Here is a 17,088-nt window from a genome sequence, read left to right as displayed (position 1 = left end):
CCTAGAGGTCAGACCATCATTTCCTTTGTCGCGCTCAGCGTCACGTCGGGGTAATCGCGGCCAACGCGGTCAATGTCCCATTGCAGGCGGGTCAGGTAAACGGTGTCGCCGTCGTTGTCGGTCGCGATATGCTGTTTGTTCGCAGCGGCGAATTTCTCGACCGCGTCTTTTTGCCCATGCACCCAGCGGGCAGAGGTGAACTGCGACCCCTCGAACCGGACGGGCAGCCCATATTCCATCTCGATCCGGCTCGCGAGCACCTCGAATTGCAGCGCACCCACGACCCCCACAATAAAACCAGAGCCGAATGTCGGTTTAAAGACTTTGGCGGCCCCTTCTTCGGCGAATTGCATCAACGCCTTTTCAAGGTGCTTGGCCTTCATCGGGTCGCCTGCGCGGCAGGCTTGCAGCAGTTCTGGTGCAAATGATGGAATACCCGACACACGGATCGCTTCGCCTTCGGTCAGCGTATCGCCAATGCGTAATTGGCCGTGGTTGGGAATCCCGATAATATCGCCAGCCCATCCTTCTTCGGCAAGTTCACGGTCGGCGGCAAGAAACAGGACAGGATTGGTGATCGCCATCTGCTTTTTTGACCGCACATGGGTCAGTTTCATGCCGCGTTCGAAATGCCCCGAGGCAAGGCGCACAAATGCCACGCGGTCACGGTGCTTGGGGTCCATGTTAGCCTGCACCTTGAAAACAAAGCCTGCGACTTTCTTTTCTTCTGGTGCGATTGATCGTGGTTGCGCGGTCTGCACCTGCGGTTCCGGCCCGTAGGTACCAATCCCGTCCATGAGCTCCTTAACTCCAAACGAGTTGATCGCAGAGCCGAACCAGATTGGCGTCATTGAGCCATTCAGCACGCTTTCGTGGTCGAGTTTTGGCAGCAGTTCCTTTGCCATCTCGATTTCCTCAAGGAACTTTTCCAGCAAATGCGCGGGCACATGTTCGGCCAGCTTGGGGTCGTCCAGACCGCTGATCGCGATGCTTTCGGCGATCTTGTTGCGGTCGGCCCGGTCCATCAGTTCCAGCCGGTCGCGCAGAATGTCGTAGGTCCCCATAAATTCGCGCCCCACCCCGATGGGCCATGCGGCGGGGGTTACGTCAATCGCAAGGTTTTCCTGAATTTCGTCAATGATCTCGAACGTATCACGGCTTTCGCGGTCCATCTTGTTACAGAAGGTAAGGATTGGCAGGTCCCGCAAGCGGCAGACTTCGAACAGCTTCTGGGTCTGGCTTTCTACGCCCTTGGCGCCGTCAATCACCATCACGGCGGCATCCACGGCAGTCAACGTGCGATATGTGTCTTCGGAAAAGTCGCTGTGGCCGGGTGTGTCGACCAGATTGAAACGGAAGTTTTCAAAATCAAACGACATGGCCGAGGCAGAAACGGAAATCCCCCGGTCTTTTTCCATCTGCATGAAGTCCGAGCGCGTGCGCCGCGCCTCGCCTTTGGCACGCACCTGTCCGGCCATCTGGATGGCGCCACCATAAAGCAGGAATTTTTCAGTCAAAGTCGTCTTGCCGGCATCGGGGTGCGAGATGATCGCAAAGGTCCGGCGGCGGGCAATTTCTGGCGGTAGGTCAGGGCGATTTGTCATGTGGGTTGTTTTATGGCGTCCGCGCGCAAAGGGCAATGCGCGGTATGGTTAACGATTGCTTTGGACCTATGGCGCAAGGTGGCCACAAACAAGGGGAGTCCGCGTGCGCTATTTGATCTTGATCGTAATGACTTTGCTTGCGGCCTGCGGGGGCGGCGGCGGTGGTAGTGACGACAGAACTGATAATAGCGGCGGCAGCCCGCCGCCGCCTGACCCGCGGATCGCGCGCATCGATTCGTATGACGCACTGCGCTTGGAGATATTGGGTGATCCGGATGCAGACATCGCGGGCTATCCTCTGACCGACCTGATCGTGCCCGAAACTTTGGGCCAAATGGCATTTGCCGGGTCCGTTTCGATCCGTGCTGAAACATCCGTGCGTCCATCGGTTCTGGCCGGTGATCTGGCACTGGAAGTTGATTTTGAGGACAACGCGATCACGGGCCAGATGACCCGCTTCTTTGGCACCGGACCGGACCGGGTGCTGCGTGATTTCACAGGGGTTGTGACCATCGAAAGTGGCACTGTTGGTGGCACGGTCGCAAACAGTTGGGACTTGAATTATAGTGGTGTATTGACAGCTCCGGGGCAGGCGGTGGCGCTGGATGGCACAGTGAACGGCACGTTTCTGGGTAATCCGCTGTCCGCCATGGCCGGGTCAGAGCTGGAGGCCCAGTTGGTTTACAACGGCAACGTCGTCGGCGGTGTAGTCACACTGTTTTCTGCTGCTGACCCCTAGCTGCATTAACAGGCTATTAAGCAAGATAAAGCAATGATGAGCCCGACAAGGGGTATCACATGCGCAGCATCAACTTGGCTGGATTTTTATTTATGGCTGCCTGTGGCGGATCAGGTGGTGACGATTACGCGGCCCCCGTGCCAGCGGCGATTGATCCATTTGCTGCTTTTGCAAGCGCATATCGGCAGGCCGATGCCTTACCCTTCACACCTGAAGTGCAACTCGTGGATCTGGGCAGCGCCCAGTATTTGGGGGAAATGCGGATTGATCTGCCACTGGTAAGCGGCGCCGATCCGGAGCCTTATCTGGGCCGTATGCGTATGGAGGTTGCGTTCGACGGATCCGCCGATCCGATAAGTGGAACAATCGACCGTTTCGCAGGGCCTGCGGGCGATCTGGCAGGGCGTTTGAACATCAAGGAAGGATTTGTTGATATCTCTTCAAATCCACGCATCGATCCGCGGTTGGATGCTGAATTCGAGGGCGCGCTCACCAAAGGGTCAGAGCGATATGAAGTGAACGGCGCTTTCTTCGGCGATATTTTCGGAGAAGATGGACGCAACATTGCCGGTCTTGTCTATGGCGGAACTATTGCAAGAGACGCCGAAAGCGATGTGTTCGACGGCAGTTTTGTGGTCGCTCATACGGATTGAAGCTGTTTGCGCCCGGATGTCGCGAAATTGGCAAACGCATCTTCCAGCCCGACCGTCTGTGCCGCGATCAGCCGATAGCGGTGTTTTTCATCCAACGTGGACAAAGGCAGGAAGCGCAGTATGCCTGATTTGCTGGGCACGACGAGAATGTCCACAAGTCTGCCGTGCTGGGTCATGAATGTCAGGCGGCTTTCGGGTTGGGAATCTGCCGCTGCCCCTAATCCCAGACTGCCAACCGGCACGGCATCTGTGGAAAACTGGTAGATATCGTCCATCACAAGCGCGTCAGAGCATGCCAGTGGATCACCGCGCGCTACGCCGTCGCAGACCCGGAAATCGGTGTTCGAAAAGAGATAGCAAACAGGCGACTGATCAAACATCTGAGATGATTAGACCTGATTGATGTGAATTCCAAGTCAATAAAAAGGAGAGGTTGCGGCGATCCGGGATTGCCGGATGCTGCGCAAAACCTGTTTCCGGTCCGGGCCGAAACAGTATAGGTCATGACAAAACAACCGATCAGGAGACGATTACATGGATTTGGGCATAAAAGGAAAGCGTGCGCTTGTTTGTGCATCTTCAAAAGGGCTTGGACGCGGCTGTGCTGCTGCACTGGCTGAAGCCGGGGTCGATCTGGTCCTCAATGCGCGCGGCGCAGATGCGTTGGAGGCCACGGCAGCAGATCTGCGGGCCAAATACGGTGTAACGGTTGAAACCGTTGCTTGCGATGTGGCAACGCAAGAAGGGCGCGATGCACTTTTGGCCGTGGCCAAGGACGTCGATATTCTGGTCAACAATGCTGGCGGCCCGCCCCCCGGCGTCTGGTCTGACTGGGATCGCGATGATTTCATCGCCGCACTGGATGCCAACATGCTGGCCCCGATCAGCCTGATGAAAGCGCTGTTGCCACATATGATCGACCAAGGCTGGGGCCGGGTGATCAACATCACGTCAGGCTCTGTCAAGGCGCCAATTCCGCAATTGGGTCTGTCCAACGCGGCACGGGCTGGCTTGACCGGATATGTGGCCGGCACGTCGCGGCAGGTTGCGCCTAACGGTGTAACGATCAACAACATGCTGCCCGGCATTCACGCGACGGATCGGGCAGTCAGCCTTGATACTGGCGTGTCAAAGGCCCAAGGCATTGATCTGGCAGCTGCTACGGCGCAGCGACAGGCCACCATTCCCGCCCGTCGCTACGGAACCGCCGAAGAGTTCGGGGCAATGTGTGCCTTTTTATGTTCGCAACATGCGGGGTTCATCGTCGGCCAGAACATCGTTCTGGATGGCGGCGCGATCAACGCCACGATCTAGTTGGCGGAAAAATACAGCCTCAAGGACGACCTGTTCAATCGGGATACTGTCAGCCTGCTGGCAGGCCATTTCGAAACGGCAGGCGTCTTTGCTGCGCACCCCTTTGTGGTCGATGTTATGGCCAAGATGCCTGCGTTGGAACTGAAAGCCCGCATCAATCTGATCGCTCAGGTGCTGGCGCGTCACTTGCCGCAGGATTTCAGTGCGGCGGCTGATGCGATCAGTGCCGCCCTACCGCCGCCGCTTGATCCGGCGAAGAACGATGATGATTTCGGTCATTTCATTTATGCGCCTCTGGGTGTATTTGTTGAAAATCATGGGCTTGAGCGAGATTTTGACCGCAGTCTTGACCTGATCGAAGCTCTGACCCAGAGGTTTTCGATGGAATTTTCGATCCGTGCTTTTATGAACCAACGGCAAGATGCCACGCTGGAGCGGATGCTTGATTGGGTCAGGCACGACAGCTACCATGTGCGCCGTCTTGTCAGCGAAGGCACGCGGCCCCGCCTGCCTTGGGGGCAAAATGTGGGTTTGGCCATTGCCGACAGTCTGCCGTTTCTGGACCAGCTTCATGCGGATTCTACCCGTTTTGTGACCCGCTCTGTCGCGAACCATCTGAACGATATCAGCAAGACCGCGGCAGACGCGTGCATTGACCGCTTGGTGGCGTGGCAGGCAGCGGGCATGCAGCAAAAGAAAGAGCTTGACTGGATGCGCCGCCATGCGCTGCGTGGATTGCTCAAGGCGGGCAATGCCCGTGCGATGCAGCATTTGGGCTATCATCCTGATGTGGCACTTGAGATCGCGGATTTTGCGATCTCGCCGGACCTGATCAGGCGCGGTGATCGTGCTGCGGTATCGCTGACCCTGACAACGCAGGATGATGCACCTTTGATGGTTGATTATGTCATTGATTTCGTCAAAGCCAACGGCAAGACCGCGCCAAGGGTGTTTAAGCTTAAGACCCTGACGGCCAAGGCTGGTGACCCCCTGACCGTGCAAAAATCCCATTATTTCAAGGATGATGCGACTACTTTTGTTCTTTATTCCGGCGCGCATCGCATCCATCTTCAGGTGAATGGTCGTATTGTTGCAACACGGCCATTTACGCTGACCTGACCTTGCCTCTGTCGCACAGGCTTGCTAGGTGCGCCAAACCTAATCGTTTCTGTCAGGGATAAAGAGACCGACATGCAAATCCCCCGTCTTGAGATCAGGGATATCGTCAAAAGCTTTGACGGTCGCGTGATCGTTGACCATCTGAACCTGACGGTGATGCCCGGGCAGGTGACCTGCCTGCTGGGGCCGTCAGGGTGCGGAAAATCGACGACCCTGCGGATCATCGCGGGGGTCGAGATGCAAGATAGCGGCACCATTCATGTGGATGGCCAACTGGTCTGCGATACGGTCCATAGGGTGCCGCCAGAGGGCCGCTCGATCGGGTTGATGTTTCAGGATTTCGCCTTGTTCCCGCATTTGACTGTGGCGCAAAATGTGGCGTTTGGATTGCACGGGAAAGACAATCGACCGCGCGTCGAAAGTCTGCTGACGCGGGTCGGGATGTTGCGGTATATCGACTCCTATCCACATCAATTATCTGGCGGTGAACAGCAACGCGTTGCGCTGGCCCGTGCCTTGGCCCCCAAGCCCAAGATCATGCTGATGGACGAGCCTTTTTCGGGCCTCGACGATCGCCTGCGCGATGAAATCCGCGATGAGACGCTTGAGATTCTCAAGGACGAGGGCACGGCTGTCCTGCTCGTCACCCACGAGCCGGGAGAAGCCATGCGGATGGCCGATGAAATCGCCCTGATGCGCGATGGCCAGATTGTCCAGCGTGGTGCCCCCTATAATATATACAATGCACCTGTTGATCTGCAGGCCGCGGCATTTTTTAGCGATATTAATGTGATACATGGCAATGTTCAGGGTGCGCTGACAGACACGCCATTTGGTCAGTTTCTGGCACCCGGCGTGCCGGACGGGACAGATGTTGACATCGCGATCAGGCCGCAACACCTCAAGATTGACTTTGATCGGGGCGGGCGCGGCCCCAGTCCGACCGCGCAGGACGGGACAGCCGCGCGCGGTGTTGTGCAACGCGCCCGCTTTATGGGGGCGTCAAGTCTGATCGAGTTCAGAATGGATTTTGACGGGTCCGTCCTGCGCGCGACCGTCCCGTCGGTGTTCTTGCCAAAGCCGGGCACGCCATTGTGGATCATGATCCGGCGGGACAGGTGTTTTGTGTTTCCTCACAAGGGGATGGGTTAAAACCCATATTACGCAAGATTGTCTGGTGCAATTCTGAACGGAATTTTCCTGATCCCACGCTTTCAAACTGTAAGATGGATCTTGATCCATCCTACTTTAGGCGTGCGGCCCGTCCGCCGCGCCGCTTTGCGACTTGCCCCGCACGGTTCGGCAGGTCTGCCATGATCGCCTTGCGGGCCTCTGGCGTCATTTGTGACCAGCCTCCGATTTCATCTATCGACCGCAGACAACCGGTACAAAGTCGGCTGGCTGGATGAATGACGCAGATCTTGATGCAGGGGCTTTCGATTTCGTCCCGCTGCCAGATGTCATCCGTGTTGCTCATTCGCTCTCCTTCAAATGCCCTAGTCGGTCGAGCAATCCTTGCAGGATATAACCTGCGGCGACGTGGTCGATGACTTCGCCACGTCGTTTTCGTGACGTATCCGCCTCAAGCAGCGCGCGCTCTGCTGCGACCGTCGAAAGCCGTTCATCCCAGAACGTGATCGGCAGGGGCGTCAGCCGTTCGAGATTGCGCGCGAAGGCCCGTGTGGCCTGGCAGCGCGGTCCTTCTGAGCCGTCCATATTCATCGGAAGCCCCAAAACGATGCCCTTGATCAGCCGCGCTGTTGTGATCTCCAGCAACTTGGCGGCGTCCACCCCGAACTTTTTGCGTTTGATTGTGCTGATCGGGGTCGCAATCGACCGCATACTGTCAGAGACAGCCACACCAATGGTCACGGTCCCCAGATCAAGTCCCGCAAGTGCGCCGAAGTCAGGCAGCGTTTGTGCGAACTGTTCGGGCGTATCGCAGATCATTCGGTCAGACCGGATTGGCGCGCCGCATCCGTCAGCACGGCCATTGCTTCGGGACTTGACCCAAAGACATCCTGCGCCTCGGTCCAGACTGCACGGGCGTTGTCGACCCGTCCCAGCACACCGTAGGCAGAGATCAGACGCGCCCAATCCTGCGCCGAGCCGCCTTGCGTGGCCAGCCTGTCAGCCAGCCGTTCAACCATACCGCCAATCATGGCGCTGCGCTCGTCTTCGGTCATGTCCTGCGCGTTGGCGACATCTTCGGCGGATGGTCCGCGCACTTCAGGCAACGTATAGGTTATCCCCGCCCGAAAGGCGGCATCTTCGATCTGGGCGCGGGTTGCTGTCACATAGCGGTCATCAACAGCCCCGTTTGCAACGATGTCACGCCAGATGCGAAACGCCAGATCGGGCCGGTCAGTCTGGTTGAACAATTCCCCGAGATAGAAACGGGCCGCCACATTCACATCGTCATGTTCAAGAATATCGCGTATCAACCGTTCGGCTTCGGGCGAAACGACACCACCGGCGGCTGCCACCAGCATATCCAGCAGGCGCGTCTTGTCGCTGATCAGAACGCCATCGCCCTTGATTTCAATCACCCGGCTCTGCGCGGTGATTGCCGCGGGCAGATTGCGCAATTCGGCCTCATGAAAGGCCAGCAAAGTCCAGGCTTGCAAATCGTCCGGGCGAGTCGGGGCAATCGCGCGCAGTTGTTCAACCGCTTCGAGGTATTCGGCATCCGGGTTGCCGGGGAAGGGTGGGCGTGCCACCGCTTGCAATTCCGCCTGGCTGGGGCGGTTGTCACGCATCTCGGCGCTGGCTTCCAACCGGGCTTTGAGCGGCATGTCACCGTAGCCCGGCGCCCCCAATTGCCAGTAAACACCCATACTGACAACAATGATTGTCACCCCGGTCAGAGCGACCAGCGGTTTGGATGTGCGGCTGCTGTATTGGCCACTTGTCGTCTTCTTGTTGGCGGCAAGCAATCTGCGCGCGATTTCGGTGCGCGCCCGCTCTGCTTCGTCTGCTGCCAGCACGTCGCGGGCCACGTCACGGTCAATTTCGTTAAGTTGCGCGCGGTAGACGGCCAGATCGGGGTTCTCGTCGCGCGGTTGGCGCGCTTGCAGCATGGGTCGGACCACGAAGGAGGCCACCAGAAGCGTAAGAACAAGACAGATCAACCAAAAGAGCATTGCATTTCCCGAGTTTTGCGTTGTGCTGACATAACCATCCGGACCTTGGCTGAAAAGCCCCTGTGCGGCTTTGTGCGTCACACTTGCGTGCGCCATGTCGCAAATCGAATTGGGATCGCCGCAGCGGGTCTTCAAAATTGCGCGGGATCGCTGCAAAAGAGGGGAGCAATCAGGCCGCTGACGAAGGATTCGCGCATGAAAAATTATTCCGCCTTTGCCATTGCGCGCGAGGCTTTGCGCCAGCACACAGGGTGGCAGCGTGCTTGGGCCAAGCGTCCGCCGAAATCCAGATATGATGTGATTATCGTGGGCGCGGGCGGTCATGGTCTGGCCACGGCTTACTATCTGGGCAAGAATTTCGGCATCACCAATGTGGCGATCCTTGAAAAAGGCTGGTTGGGCGGTGGCAATACCGGCCGGAACACAACGATCATTCGCTCGAATTATTTGCAGGACCCATCCGCGGCGATCTATGAAAAATCCCGCAGTCTTTATGAAACGCTCAGTCAGGATCTGAACTACAACATCATGTTCAGCCCGCGCGGCGTGATCATGCTGGCCCAGACCCAGCATGAAATCAGAGGCTATCAGCGCACAGCCCAAGCCAACGCCCTGCAAGGCGTACAGACCGAATGGATTGGCCCTGCCCGCGTCAAGGAATTATGCCCGATCATGAATATCGACGGGCCGCGGTATCCGGTGCTGGGTGGTCTGTGGCAGGCCCGTGGCGGAACCGCCCGCCATGATGCGGTGGCCTGGGGCTTTGCACGGGCCTGTTCGGACATGGGCATGGACATCATCCAGCAGTGCGAAGTGACCGGAGTGCGCCGCGAGGGTGGCAAGGTCGTTGGCGTTGATACCAGTCAGGGAGCCATTGACTGTGACAAGCTTGGCATGGTCGTTGCAGGCCATTCCGGTGTGCTGGCCAAGATGGCCGGTTTCCGGCTGCCGATTGAATCTGTTGCCTTGCAAGCCCTGGTGTCAGAGCCGATCAAACCCTGCATGGATGTCGTGGTCATGGCCAATACCGTGCATGGTTACCTGTCCCAATCCGATAAGGGCGAAATGGTCATCGGCGGCGGGACTGACGGCTATAACAACTACACGCAGCGTGGGTCTTTCCATCATGTCGAAGAAACCGTTCGGGCGCTGATCGAAACATTCCCCATGCTGTCGCGTCTGAAAATGCTGCGCCAATGGGGTGGGATCGTCGACGTTACGGGTGACAGGTCGCCGATCTTGTCGAAAACCCCGGTTGAAGGGGTGTTTGTGAACTGCGGCTGGGGGACTGGCGGGTTCAAGGCTACTCCCGGCTCTGGCTGGGCGATGGCCGAACTGATGGCAAATGGGCAATCTCCACTGACCGATGAATTCAGCATGTTCCGTTTCCGCGAAGGCAAGTTTATCGACGAAAGCGTAGCGGCAGGGGTGGCACATTGATGTCAGTCGTTAAAATGCGCGCTGTCGGGATCATCATAAGCAGACTGCTCTGGCAGACTGAAGTCGTCGTCACCGACACGACCGATGGCCAATTCGATCAGCGTGTAGACGATCGCGGTGCACAGCGTTCCGCCCAATATGATCAGCATAAAATCCATGAAGCGACCGTAGACACTGCATTACAGAATGTCCGGACGGCGAACGTTGGCCCACATAAATCGGCGGATTTGGCCGTATTTGGCCGAAATCGTCGGTGGATTCTTGCTAATGTTTCCATTTTGGGAACATCTGCTTTGATGGGGATATCCAAAAAGGAGACCCCATCATGGACGATTACACAAACGCAAGAAGCAAGACGGGCAGTGGCTCGGGCATTGGTTTCGTTATTGCCGCAGTCATTGTCGTGTTGGTTCTGCTTTACGCGCTATTCGCGGGCGGGTCGGCTGACCCCAATGCGGACCCGACGGCATCGGATGCTGCCGATACTGCGCCAGTGGCAACCGATGTTGCACCTGCCGCGCCTGCTGTCCCGGCGGGCGAATAAGACCACTCATCACTCTACCCACCCACTTGGCGGGCGCAGCAATGCGTCCGCCTTTGGCGTGTTTGCAACTGACAGAACCGAGGCCACCGCATGCTGATCCTGCACTGCCCCTATTGCGGCGTTGATGCCGATGAAACCGATCTGCACGCAGGGGGCGAGGCGCATCTAAAGCGCTTTGGGCCGGACAGCGGGGATGAAGAGTTCGAGAACTACCTCTTTATGCGCGAAAACCCCAAGGGTGTGCATTTTGAACGCTGGCGGCATGCATATGGCTGTGGCAAATGGTTTCTGGCGGCCCGCTGCACCGCCACGCTCGAGGTGTTCGGCACGTATAGCGCCCAGACAACAGAGCCGCCGCAAGACATCAAAGATGCGATCAGCGCGAAACGTCCCGGCTGGGCATGGGGGGATCTGTCATGAGCACACGGCTAGCTAATGAGGGGCGTTTGTTGAACAAAGGCAAGGCCTTGTCATTCACCTTTAACGGAAAAAATCTGCGCGGTTATGAAGGTGATACGCTCGCGTCGGCCCTCTTGGCCAACGATCAGATGTTGATGGGGCGCTCTTTCAAGTATCACCGTCCGCGCAGCGTTGTTGCCAGCGGTGCGGAAGAACCCAACGGCCTTGTGAATATGGGTAAGGGAGGGCGTTTCGAGCCGAACCAGCGCGTCACCACCACCGAACTGTTTGAAGGGCTTATCGCCGCATCGCAGAACCATTGGCCCAGCCTTGAATTTGATGTGGGGGCCATCAACACGCATTTGTCCCGCTTCTTGCCTGCGGGCTTCTATTACAAGATGTTCATTCATCCGCGCCCCTTGTGGAAGCACGTCTATGAACCGTTCATTCGCCAGTCAGCCGGACTGGGCAAAGCGCCCAAGGACCGCGACGCGGACAGCTACGAACATTTTCACTGCCACGTGGATGTGCTGATCGTGGGTGGCGGCATTGCCGGACTGGCTGCTGCCGTGGCCGCCGGTGAACGCGGCGCGCGGGTGATGCTGCTCGAACAGACTGCCCACTGGGGCGGACGGGCTGTTGTCGATGGTGCCGTGATAGACGGGCTGCCTGCTGAAGAGTGGGTTGAAAAGACCCTGCAAGCGCTTGAAAAAATGGAGAATGTCTCTCTGCGCAGTCGTTGCATGGGTGCAGGCGTGTATGACCATGGATATGCCTTGGCCTATGAGCGTTTGACAGATCATGCCCCTGACACAAACAGCCTGCGCCACCGGTTGTGGCGGATCAGGGCCAAGCAGATTGTCACGGCGACAGGCGCAATTGAACGCCCCTTGTCTTTTGCTGGCAATGATGTGCCTGGTGTGATGCTGGCCGCTGCGGTGCGCGATTATGTGGTGAACTACGGTGTGTCAGTCGGGGATCGAACGGTTGTCGTGACCAACAATGACGACGCATATCGCACTGCCATTACCTTGCTGGAGGCGGGTCTTGCCGTGCCTGTCATTATTGACGCCCGTACGCAGGCGGCAGGGCCGCTGATTGACCAGGCCCGCGCGCTTGGGATCAGGGTCGAGACGGGCAAAGCCATCGCCAAGGTCAAAGGCGGCAAGCGCGTTACCGGTGTGGCGATTTGCGCCCAGGCGGGTGAAGGCAGTGTGCTGGAAGAGGTCGCTTGTGACTGCGTGGCCATGTCCGGTGGTTGGTCGCCGGTTGTGCATCTTTGGTCCCATTGCGGGGGCAAGCTGATGTGGGATGCCGATCAGGTCATGTTCCGCCCGGACCCCGAAAAACCACCCACAGGTGACAAGGGTCAGCCTTTTGTCAGCACCGCGGGCATCGCCAACGGGCATCTTTTCACGGCCGAGGTAGTGGGCGATGGCTGGGCCGCTGGCCGGGCAGCTGCGAAAGCTGCGGGTCATATGAAAAAGGGTGCGCAGGCCCCCTTGGGTGAAGATCAGGAAGAAGGACCGATTTCGCCGGTTTGGCTGATGCCGCAAGGCGCGAATTACGCACTGCGGTCCAAGGCGTGGCTGGATTTCCAGAACGACGTGAAAGTGTCCGACGTGCAACTGGCCGCGCAGGAAGGCTTTGAAAGCGTCGAACATGCCAAGCGATATACAACGCTTGGGATGGCGACAGATCAGGGAAAATTAAGCAATATCAATGGACTTGCTGTTCTTGCTCAATCGTTGAATGCAGATATTCCGAACGTGGGCACAACCACATTCCGCCCGCCCTATACCCCGATATCGCTTGGGGCGATTGGTGGTGCAGCGGCCAATGACCTGTTTCAGCCGGTCCGCAAAACACCCATTTCCGATTGGAGCAATGACAACGGTGCCGACAATGAACCTGTCGGCCACTGGCGCAGGCCATATGCCTATGTGCGTGACGGCGAAAGCGTCGAGGATGCCGTCCATCGCGAGGTCAGGAACACCCGCGAAAACCTAGGGCTGCTTGATGCCTCGACCCTTGGCAAATTGATCGTCAAAGGGCCGGACGCAGGCAAGTTTCTGGACATGATGTACACCAACATGATGTCGACGCTGCCGGTTGGCAAATGCCGCTATGGGCTGATGTGTTCCGAAAATGGCTTCTTGATGGATGATGGTGTTGTGGCTCGGATGTCTGAAGACACATGGCTGTGCCACACGACCACTGGCGGGGCAGAGCATATCCATGCCCATATGGAAGACTGGCTACAATGCGAGTGGTGGGATTGGCAGGTTTACGTTGCCAATGTGACCGAACAGTATGCGCAGATTGCCGTTGTTGGCCCCAATGCCCGCAAGCTGCTGGAAAAGCTGGGCGGCATGGATGTGTCAGCCGAGGTGCTGCCCTTCATGCAATGGCGCGAGGGCCAGATCGGCGGCTTTGATGCGCGCGTTTTCCGCATCAGTTTCTCGGGCGAACTCAGTTACGAAATCGCCGTCCCGGCGGGGCAAGGCGCCGCCTTCTGGACGACCCTTATGGAAGCGGGCGAGGAATTCGGCATCATGCCCTACGGAACCGAGACCCTGCATATTCTGCGGGCCGAAAAGGGCTTTATCATGATCGGGGACGAAACCGATGGCACCGTCATTCCCCAAGACCTGAACCTTGGGTGGGCCCTGTCCAAAAAGAAAGAGGACTACCTTGGCAAGCGTGCGCATCTGCGTAGCCATATGGCGGACCCGCACCGTTGGAAACTGGTCGGGCTGGAAACGCTGGACGGCTCTGTGTTGCCGGACGGGGCCTATGCCATTGCAGACGGTACCAACGAAAATGGGCAGGTGAACACCCAAGGGCGCGTCACCTCGACCTATTATTCCGCCAACCTTGAACGGGGCATTGCGATGGGTCTTGTGCGCAACGGGCCGGACCGTATGGGCGAGGTCATTGAATTCAACAAGGTTGATGGCACCACAGTAAAGGCCAAAATCGTTGATCCGGTGGTCTATGACAAAGAAGGGGCAAAGCAGAATGTCTGATGCAGTGAGTGCCCTGCAAGGGCGTGTGGCCACGGGGGATGTCACGATCGCCGATGCCGGTTTGCAGGGCATGATCACCCTGCGCTGTGATCTGTCCGCCAAGAGCCTGAAAGCGGCCTGCAAAACGATGGGTCTGGCGATTCCCGAACGGGGGCAGATCAGCAGGTCTGGTGACAAGGCCCTTTGCTGGATGTCGCCGGATGAACTTTTGATGCTGGTGCCTTACGCCGATGTTGCGGGCAGCCTTGCATCGGTTGAGCAGGGGATGAAAGGCCAGCACTATCTGGCCGAGAATGTTTCGGACGCGCGCGCGCTGATCCATATCGACGGGCCATTTGCCCGCGATGTCATTGCCAAGCTGGCACCTGTTGATCTGCATCCTGATAGTTTTAAACCCGGCATGGTGCGACGCACTCATCTGGGCCAGATCGCAGCCGCCTTCTGGATGCGCGATGACGGTGCCTTTGAGCTGATCTGTTTCAGGTCCGTGGCAGCGTATGCTTTTGATCTGCTCGCGGCCTCTGCCAAGGCGGGGCCGGTCAGTGACGTACGGGCCAGCTAGGGTCCTGACCCTAGGCGCCGCGCCATTGTGCGGCGTTTTAACATGATCCTAAACTTTAGTCCGTATTGGTGGCATAACAAGAACAATATGGATTGAGGTTGAACATGATCGAATTGATCTTTGTCGCCTGTCTGGCGGCGTCTCCGACGCAGTGCAATGACCAAAGTCTACTGTTTACGGATGTTACCCCGATGGCCTGCATGATGGGTGCGCAGCCGCAACTTGCCAAATGGTCATCGCAGCGACCGGGTTACACGATCAAAAGCTGGACATGCCGGGTGGTGAACCTGGCCCAGAAAGACGTTTGAAGCGCGCCGCGCCATGATGTGTGGCCGCTTTGCGCGGCCACTCCTTTGTCAGGCCAGTGATGGCCCTACAGCCCGTACTGTTCGCGGGCATAGTCGCCCAGCCCGACCAGATCGAGTTTGGCCAGCGGCGCGAGGAACGTCACCTGAATGACGCCCGGTGCGCGCCCGATTTCAATGGCCCCGTTCACGGTGGCTCGATTGCGCACTTCAGCTACCGTCATATCCAGCAGTTGCGCCGCCCGCGAAAGCCCGTTTTCGATGGCGTCATTCAGGTTGGCCGCCGTGCCGACAACCGAAATGGGGGCCAGTGGTTCAATCTGCGACAAACCCCATTTTGCGGCAAGGCGCTGCCCTTTGGCCTTCTCATCGTCGGTAAAGGGTTTTGCCAAGGGCGGCAGGTCCTCTTCCAGCGGGAACAGGACAGGGCCGTCCAGCGGGTAGTTCTTGACCACTTCGACTTGCAAGGTCACGCTGCCTGACACATCCATCGTATGTCCGGCGATTTCTCCGTCACCCTGACCAGCATGCATATCGCCCATGTAAACGCCCGCGCCGGGCACCTTGACAGGGGCCACAAGAATGGCACCTGCGCGCACGGCATCAATATCCATATGGCCATCGGTCTTGTGTGCGGCCAACTGTTCGGGGGTAATGCCATAGTCGTGCGGCGCACCCACAAGAAATGCCCCGAAATCACCGGCGTTATGGCTGTCGGGCATCGGCATCGACGGGCAGGTGCCAAGCTGACCCATAAAAGGGCGCATCCGCACAAGTGTTCCCGGCATGTCAGACGGGGCATAATTCAGGATCGAATGCTGGTGACTTTCATCGGGCAGGGCGGCGTAGTGGTCGGCGTCTTTCGCGATGGTTTCAGCAGCCTCTTGCGGCAGGGTCAGCCCCACAGTACGGGTGTCATCAAAAGTGACAGTGTAGCCGTGCACAATTTCAAAGGGTTTGACGGCATTTCCGCAGGCGTCGCATTTGACTGAATCCTGACCGACCCCTTCGATATGGGTCTCGGGCCAGACGGTATCGCAGACCGGGCAGCGTGCGGCGACATAAGGGTCCCCCAGACAAAAGCCTTCGGGCGAACTGTCATGGCCGGATGCGGTCGCGGTCGAGGTCACGGTAATGTCGCGGATGCGCATGGCCACCCCGTCGCCGACCTCTGCGCCTTCAATGAACACGGGTTTTGTGACCTCGTGACCGCCGCGCAGGCTGGGTGTAATCATCGGGCCCCAGCAGCCCGGTGCCGTGTTCGCGATGATCGTCCCGCCATTTTCAAGTGGACCAAGCATCGGTTCATGCGGGTCCAATACGCTGTTGGTGAATTCCTGCACGACGATGCTGCGCCGCGTGGTTGGGTTTGTCTTGCTTCCGTCCGCCATTGGTATTCTCCCTGCTGATTTGCTGATTTCCCGTTAGGGTAGTTTGATCACCCTGTTACGCAAGCCGCATTGTATCCAGAACAGGATTATTGGCCAAAGGCGACTGCCGGATCGCACATCGCGCAGTCAGTGAACACTTGACCTTGCCGGTTGATGTGACATGTAACAACACATCCTTTCCGCAACTCAGAAAGATAAAAAAATGGCTTTTACACTTCCCGATCTTCCCTATGCCCACGATGCGCTTGCGTCGAAAGGCATGTCCGCCGAGACCCTCGAATACCACCATGATCTGCACCACAACGCCTATGTCACGAACGGCAACAAGGCGATTGAAGGCACAGATTGGGAAGGTAAATCTCTTGAAGAGATCATCATCGGCACCTACGACAAGACCGCCGTTGCCCAGAATGGCATTTTCAACAACATCAGCCAGCTTTGGAACCACAACCAGTTTTGGGAAATGATGGGCCCCGGCGATGCAGGCATGCCCGGCGAGCTTGAAAAGGCGATCACCGAAAGCTTTGGCTCAGTTGATGAGTTCAAATCGCAGTTCAGCGCGGCAGGTGCGGGTCAATTCGGCTCTGGCTGGTGCTGGCTGGTCAAGAACGGTGACGGATCATTGGCCGTCACCAAGACCGAAAACGGCGTGAACCCCCTGTGCTTTGGCCAGACGGCCCTGCTGGGCTGCGATGTGTGGGAACATTCCTATTATATCGACTTCCGCAACAAGCGCCCCGCCTACCTGACCAACTTCCTGGATAATCTGGTAAACTGGGAAAACGTGTCATCGCGTCTCTGATCCATTTGCCATAGACAAATGCCAAGGCCCGTGGGACATCTCGC

At 57.7% G+C, this 17,088-nt stretch carries 19 protein-coding genes; 12 read left to right on the top strand and 7 right to left on the bottom strand.

Annotation, left to right across the window (positions count from 1 at the left end):
* Positions 1-8: 8 nt before the first annotated feature.
* The gene (locus tag C8N45_RS15140; protein WP_108387094.1) at positions 9-1,604 is read right to left on the bottom strand and encodes a peptide chain release factor 3; all 1,596 of its coding nucleotides are present in this window, start codon (positions 1,602-1,604) and stop codon (positions 9-11) included.
* A gap of 103 nt (positions 1,605-1,707) precedes the next feature.
* Between C8N45_RS15140 and C8N45_RS15135 the strand changes: the two genes are divergently transcribed.
* Together C8N45_RS15135 and C8N45_RS15130 are read left to right on the top strand one after the other, a co-directional pair.
* The gene (locus C8N45_RS15135) at positions 1,708-2,343 is read left to right on the top strand and encodes a hypothetical protein (protein ID WP_108387093.1); all 636 of its coding nucleotides are present in this window, start codon (positions 1,708-1,710) and stop codon (positions 2,341-2,343) included.
* 59 nt (positions 2,344-2,402) lie between these two features.
* Positions 2,403-2,996 carry a hypothetical protein gene (locus C8N45_RS15130; protein ID WP_108387092.1) on the top strand — a complete coding sequence of 198 codons (594 nt, stop codon included), beginning with the start codon at positions 2,403-2,405 and terminating at the stop codon, positions 2,994-2,996.
* On the opposite strand, the gene C8N45_RS15125 is transcribed toward C8N45_RS15130, so the two are convergent.
* On the bottom strand, positions 2,984-3,376 hold the full coding sequence (locus C8N45_RS15125; RefSeq protein WP_108387091.1) for a hypothetical protein: 393 nt from the start codon (positions 3,374-3,376) through the stop codon (positions 2,984-2,986). The genes C8N45_RS15130 and C8N45_RS15125 overlap by 13 nt on opposite strands.
* 154 nt (positions 3,377-3,530) lie before the next feature.
* On the opposite strand from C8N45_RS15125, the gene C8N45_RS15120 reads away from it, so the two are divergent.
* The 3 genes from C8N45_RS15120 (at position 3,531) to C8N45_RS15110 (ending at position 6,581) form a co-directional block, all read left to right on the top strand.
* Entirely contained in the window at positions 3,531-4,310 is a 780-nt protein-coding gene (locus tag C8N45_RS15120; protein ID WP_108387090.1) for an SDR family oxidoreductase, read from the top strand.
* Positions 4,311-5,429 carry a YhaZ family DNA alkylation repair protein gene (locus C8N45_RS15115; protein WP_108387089.1) on the top strand — a complete coding sequence of 373 codons (1,119 nt, stop codon included), beginning with the start codon at positions 4,311-4,313 and terminating at the stop codon, positions 5,427-5,429.
* Positions 5,430-5,501: 72 nt separating this feature from the next.
* The gene (locus C8N45_RS15110) at positions 5,502-6,581 is read left to right on the top strand and encodes an ABC transporter ATP-binding protein (protein WP_108387088.1); all 1,080 of its coding nucleotides are present in this window, start codon (positions 5,502-5,504) and stop codon (positions 6,579-6,581) included.
* 91 nt (positions 6,582-6,672) lie between these two features.
* On the opposite strand, the gene C8N45_RS15105 is transcribed toward C8N45_RS15110, so the two are convergent.
* From C8N45_RS15105 to ccmI, 3 genes are read right to left on the bottom strand one after another with little or no spacing between them, the layout of a single operon-like run.
* Positions 6,673-6,906 carry a DUF1289 domain-containing protein gene (locus C8N45_RS15105; RefSeq protein ID WP_108387087.1) on the bottom strand — a complete coding sequence of 78 codons (234 nt, stop codon included), beginning with the start codon at positions 6,904-6,906 and terminating at the stop codon, positions 6,673-6,675.
* A complete protein-coding gene (ruvX, locus tag C8N45_RS15100) occupies positions 6,903-7,379 on the bottom strand; it encodes a Holliday junction resolvase RuvX (protein WP_108387086.1) in 477 nt (158 codons plus the stop codon). Before ruvX ends, C8N45_RS15105 begins: the two co-directional genes overlap by 4 nt.
* Positions 7,376-8,572 carry a c-type cytochrome biogenesis protein CcmI gene (ccmI, locus tag C8N45_RS15095; RefSeq protein WP_108387146.1) on the bottom strand — a complete coding sequence of 399 codons (1,197 nt, stop codon included), beginning with the start codon at positions 8,570-8,572 and terminating at the stop codon, positions 7,376-7,378. Before ccmI ends, ruvX begins: the two co-directional genes overlap by 4 nt.
* A 195-nt stretch (positions 8,573-8,767) precedes the next feature.
* Here ccmI and C8N45_RS15090 point away from each other — a divergent pair, with 195 nt between their 5' ends.
* Positions 8,768-10,012, top strand: a complete 1,245-nt coding sequence (locus tag C8N45_RS15090; RefSeq protein WP_108387085.1) for a sarcosine oxidase subunit beta family protein — start codon at positions 8,768-8,770, stop codon at positions 10,010-10,012.
* Between the two features lie 2 nt (positions 10,013-10,014).
* On the opposite strand, the gene C8N45_RS23275 is transcribed toward C8N45_RS15090, so the two are convergent.
* The gene (locus C8N45_RS23275) at positions 10,015-10,170 is read right to left on the bottom strand and encodes a hypothetical protein (RefSeq protein ID WP_168769492.1); all 156 of its coding nucleotides are present in this window, start codon (positions 10,168-10,170) and stop codon (positions 10,015-10,017) included.
* Positions 10,171-10,337: 167 nt separating this feature from the next.
* Here C8N45_RS23275 and C8N45_RS15085 point away from each other — a divergent pair, with 167 nt between their 5' ends.
* From C8N45_RS15085 to C8N45_RS15065, 5 genes are all read left to right on the top strand, one after another.
* Positions 10,338-10,556, top strand: coding sequence for a hypothetical protein (locus C8N45_RS15085; protein ID WP_108387084.1), 219 nt, complete (start codon positions 10,338-10,340; stop codon positions 10,554-10,556).
* 90 nt (positions 10,557-10,646) lie between these two features.
* A complete protein-coding gene (locus C8N45_RS15080) occupies positions 10,647-10,976 on the top strand; it encodes a sarcosine oxidase subunit delta (RefSeq protein WP_108387083.1) in 330 nt (109 codons plus the stop codon).
* Positions 10,973-13,984, top strand: a complete 3,012-nt coding sequence (locus C8N45_RS15075; protein WP_108387082.1) for a sarcosine oxidase subunit alpha family protein — start codon at positions 10,973-10,975, stop codon at positions 13,982-13,984. Before C8N45_RS15080 ends, C8N45_RS15075 begins: the two co-directional genes overlap by 4 nt.
* Positions 13,977-14,546: a sarcosine oxidase subunit gamma gene (locus tag C8N45_RS15070; RefSeq protein WP_108387081.1), complete on the top strand. Its 570-nt coding sequence runs from the start codon at positions 13,977-13,979 to the stop codon at positions 14,544-14,546. Before C8N45_RS15075 ends, C8N45_RS15070 begins: the two co-directional genes overlap by 8 nt.
* Positions 14,547-14,650: 104 nt before the next feature.
* Complete coding sequence (locus tag C8N45_RS15065; protein ID WP_108387080.1) at positions 14,651-14,854, top strand: hypothetical protein; 204 nt, start codon at positions 14,651-14,653, stop codon at positions 14,852-14,854.
* A 65-nt stretch (positions 14,855-14,919) separates the two neighbouring features.
* Here the strand turns inward: C8N45_RS15065 and C8N45_RS15060 are convergent, their stop codons facing one another.
* Entirely contained in the window at positions 14,920-16,242 is a 1,323-nt protein-coding gene (locus tag C8N45_RS15060) for an acetamidase/formamidase family protein (RefSeq protein ID WP_108387079.1), read from the bottom strand.
* Positions 16,243-16,444: 202 nt separating this feature from the next.
* Here C8N45_RS15060 and C8N45_RS15055 point away from each other — a divergent pair, with 202 nt between their 5' ends.
* Positions 16,445-17,044: a superoxide dismutase gene (locus tag C8N45_RS15055; protein WP_108387078.1), complete on the top strand. Its 600-nt coding sequence runs from the start codon at positions 16,445-16,447 to the stop codon at positions 17,042-17,044.
* Positions 17,045-17,088 lie beyond the last annotated feature (44 nt).

This window comes from Yoonia sediminilitoris, assembly GCF_003058085.1.
Classification (GTDB): domain Bacteria; phylum Pseudomonadota; class Alphaproteobacteria; order Rhodobacterales; family Rhodobacteraceae; genus Yoonia; species Yoonia sediminilitoris.
The sequence above is the reverse complement of the archived record's forward strand: the minus strand, read 5'-3'. Positions and strand labels throughout refer to the sequence as shown.